1 protein-coding gene is annotated in these 3,546 nt (G+C 47.2%); it reads right to left on the reverse strand.

Annotated features, from left to right (window positions below):
* Positions 1-3,546 (reverse strand): amino acid adenylation domain-containing protein (locus ACRD7P_RS20815; RefSeq protein WP_430909722.1); only part of this gene is annotated, 3,546 nt, incomplete at both ends.

Here is a 3,546-nt window from a genome sequence, read left to right on the forward strand (position 1 = left end):
CTTAGCAACGATACATAATGACCCAGCATACGGACCACCGTAGCTTCTTTATACAGATCGCTACAATATTCCACCGAAATATCGAGATCTTCACCCGTATGGGTGATGTCGAAACTCAGATCAAATTGCGCCGTAGTTTCGTCGAACGCTTCTTCGGTCAATTCAAGAGACCCTAAGTCGATGACGTCTCTTCCCCTGTCATCGGTCTCATTGTCCATCATAAAATTGAACATCACCTGGAACAGCGGGCTACGGCTCATGTCCCGCGTCTTCACAACACGGTCCACCACTTTTTCAAAAGGAACTTCTTGATGGTCGTACGCGCCAAGGGTGGTCTTCTTGACCTGTTGTACCACGTCTATAAACCTCGATTCGTCGTCAAGATTACTACGTAGTGCCAAGGTGTTCAAAAACAGCCCTATCAATGGCTCGATCTCCGATTGGGTACGGTTCGCTATCGGCGTGCCCACACAAATATCTTCCTGACCGCTGTAACGGTACAGCAATACCTTAAAGGCCGAGAGCAACGTCATGAACATGGTAGCATCCAATCGTTGTGACAAATCGATAAGCCCACTCGTCAGCGATTCATCTATCGTACAAGACACCGTTCCTCCTTTACTGCTCTGCACGGCGGGACGCGAATAATCCGTAGGGAGTTCCAAAAAGGAAACCCCTTGGAGTTGTTCCTCCCAATAACCAAGCTTCGCCTCCAAAACGGAATCTGTCAGGTAGTTGCGCTGCCAGATCGCATAGTCGGCGTACTGAATCGATAATTCTGGCAAACGTGGTTGCTTGCCTTCTAAAAATGCCTTATAAATTGTTACAAACTCATCTACCAAAATGGTATTCGACCAATCATCACTTGATATATGATGAAAAACAACGGCCAATACATGTGTCTCTTTATCTAAGGCAAACAAACCGGCTCGGAACATATAATCCTTGCTCAATACAAAAGGCCTTTCTATAAAGTCATCTAGCACGTTTACTAAAGTGGTAGTATCATTAATGTCGCTCAATTCCAATGACCAATTGTCTGAAGAGATAATCTCTTGATATCCTATACCATCTTCCAAACTTATGATTGTCCGTAATATCTCGTGGCGCTCAACAATCGTGCGAAACGTATTTTCCAAAAGCCCGGCGTCCAAATCACCCTTCAAACGAAGTACGATCGGCATATGGTACTCCTCGCTGCCCTGCAGCTGGTCCAAGAACCAAAGCCGCTCTTGACTGAAGGACAACGGGATTCGCTCGCCACGCTCTTGAACAATTATTGCTGGGAGTGACCCACTTTCGGATTGTTTAGAAAGATAATCCCCCAGTTCTGATAATAGCGGGTTTTCAAAAATTCGCGATATATCGATTTCCCTTTCCATTTCTTTGCGAATGGTAGAAACCAATCTTGTCGCTAATAGGCTGTGCCCGCCTAGCTCGAAGAAATTATCCAAGGCCCCGACCCGTTCCACTCCAAGCAGCTCCTTCCAGATTTCGGACAGTTGTTGTTCCACATCGTTGCGCGGCGCTACGTACTCGACCGTCGACTGCTCCGTTAGCTCCGGGTGCGGCAACGACTTCTTGTCCACCTTCCCGTTCACCGTCAAGGGCAATTCATCCAAGCTTACCCATAAACCGGGAACCATATAGCCGGGTAACTTTTGTGAAAGTGCCTCCTGGATATTCTCCTTGTCAAAAATATCCCCGCCATGGCCCACAACATAGCCTACCAGTTGATTATTCCCATGACTATCGGGACGTACCTGGACACTGCAGCCCGATACCTGTGGCAATCCCGATAAAACGCTCTCGATCTCACCGAGCTCGATACGATAGCCACGTACCTTCACCTGGTCATCGATCCTACCCACATATTCGATCGTACCATCGGCCAACCAACGTACCAGATCACCGGTCCTATAAAGCTTGCTCACGCCAGAAACATCAAAAGGGTTGTCCACGAACTTTTCCTTCGTCAAAGCGGGACGGTTAAGATAACCGTGGGCCAAGCCGGCACCAGATACGCAAAGCTCTCCTAATACACCCACCGGCACCAACCCCTGCCGACCGTCCAACACATATAGCTTCGTATTCGAAATAGCCGACCCTATAGGGATATGTTGACGCCCGATATCGGAGGGCTTCACCTTGTAGGTCGACACACAGACAGCGCACTCCGTGGGACCGTACGCATTGTAATAATCACTAAATCCGCTACAGTAGACCGCCTTATCGATATCCGGGGATTCCCCCGCAGTTACGATTACCCGTAAGAAACTGAGTTCCTCCAAAGGCAATACACGCAAATAAGCAGGGGGCAAGGTCACCATACTTACCGAGTTAGACTCCAAATAGGAAACAAAGGCCTCACGGTCCGCGATAACATCCTTCCCGGCTATAACAAGCGAAGCTCCACTGTAAAAGGCCATGAAAAGCTCATAAACCGAGGCATCGAAAGATAAAGATGCGAATTGGAGCACACGATCCGATCCGGTAATCCCAAAGGTCCCGATCTGGTCCAAAGACATATTAACGTTTGCACCATGGCTCACCATAACCCCCTTGGGATTACCCGTACTACCAGAGGTATAAATCACATACGCAGCTGTATGTGGGGTTATTTTTACTGAAGGGTTTGAAAATGAATCACTGGTGGCGAACAATCCCTCAAATTCTATATCGATAGTGAAAATTCCGACATTGAAATCAATAACATCGAACATGCTCTCAGACTCTATAATCAGTGTTTTTAGGCCTATATCTTCTATGATATACGATTTTCTACTCGCAGGGTAATCCACATCAATCGGAACATACGCTCCCCCGGATTTTAGAATCCCAAGAATAGAAATAATCGATAATTCGGTACGATTTAACATCACCCCTATATAATCACCTGGAGCTATCTGATACTGATTCAGCAAATAATGTGCTAGACAATTTGCTCGATTGTTCAATTCGTTATAGGTCAGCGCCGTATCCCCACAGATTACTGCTGTAGCATTCGGGGTCTTTTTCACTTGAGACTCGAACAAATCAACGATTGTCTTATCATCAGGATATGCTATCTCTGTATTATTGAAGACTTCAAGAAGCTGCTTTTCCTCTGGGGCCGTCAGCATCGATAGACTTGTAATGCTCGCCGCAGGGTCTGCAACGATGCTGCGCAACAACTGCTCGTAATGGACAAGCATACGGCGCACAGTGGTCTCTTCAAAAAGTGCCGTGCAATATTCCAGGTCTAATGCAATACCCGACTTTTCTTCTGAAATAGTTAACGCTAAATCTAATAACGATACCTTTTCTTCTTCTTCGTAAGAGCCCACTTCTAAACCATATAGCTGTGTCATAGTAGTCCTAGCGTCCTCTTCAGGAACATCATTGGATCTAAACAATACCTGAAAGAGGGGACTCATGCTCATATCGCGGGTCTTCACCACGCGGTCCACCACCTTCTCGAAGGGCGCCAACTGGTGGTCGTACGCACCAAGGGTCGTACCCTTCACCTGTTGCAACAGCTCCCGGAAACCGGGGTCCCCGCCAAGG

The organism is Maribacter sp. 2-571, assembly GCF_050589625.1.
In the GTDB taxonomy this organism is placed as follows: domain Bacteria; phylum Bacteroidota; class Bacteroidia; order Flavobacteriales; family Flavobacteriaceae; genus Pelagihabitans.